Raw genomic sequence first — 714 nt, 5'->3', positions numbered from 1 at the left:
ACGTCAGCGGTGTTGCCAGGCACCATCTCGGTGCAGATCGGCCGGCCCTCGCCATCAACGACCAGCGCCAGGATCATTTGCGCCAGATCGGGGCGGAAGTCCTTGGAATGCCCGCGCTTGCCCAGCGTCTCGCCGCCCGCGCCGTAGAAGGATAACGAGGTTGTGTCCATGAACACAAGGCTGAGGTCGGTGAACAGGTCCTGCCGGCGCGCGAAGAGCTTTTCCTCGATCACGTCTTTCACGCAGCGCGCCACCAGCGCGCCTTGCGCCTTTTCGCCGCGTTCCTCGCCCAGCCACGCCATGGCCCGGTAAAAGTGATGGAGCGCCAGACCCTCGGCGCCCTCGATACCATAATCGGCCATCCAGTTCGCGCAGTCGCGGTCCGAGCCCGACACGAACAGCCGATGCAACGTGCCAATGAACACCGCCCGTTCCACCGCAAAGCCGAACTGGCGCCCTTCCAGCACCTCTTCCAGCACATCGCCAATCCCGAGCCGCTGCCACAGCCGCCCGAACAACAGCGGACCGCCAATGCGGCGAGAGGCAATCCGCCCCGCGTCAATGTCGGACAGGATGAGGCTGCGTTCGCCATGGCGCGCAATCGAGGCCGCCAATCTGTCAAGTTCGCCGCTGGCAACCAGCGCATCCTTGCGGCCCAGTGCCTTTATCGTGCGCTGGCGAACGGTTTTGCCGTCGCGGACACTTTCCACGAGG

General features: G+C 64.7%; 1 protein-coding gene. It reads right to left on the bottom strand.

The window, feature by feature from the left end:
- Window positions 1-714 (bottom strand): IS1634 family transposase (locus QQK95_RS33400; RefSeq protein WP_457920541.1); only part of this gene is annotated, 714 nt, incomplete at both ends.

Source organism: Mesorhizobium huakuii, from assembly GCF_030160235.1.
GTDB classification, from domain to species: domain Bacteria; phylum Pseudomonadota; class Alphaproteobacteria; order Rhizobiales; family Rhizobiaceae; genus Mesorhizobium; species Mesorhizobium huakuii.
The sequence above is the reverse complement of the archived record's forward strand: the minus strand, read 5'-3'. Positions and strand labels throughout refer to the sequence as shown.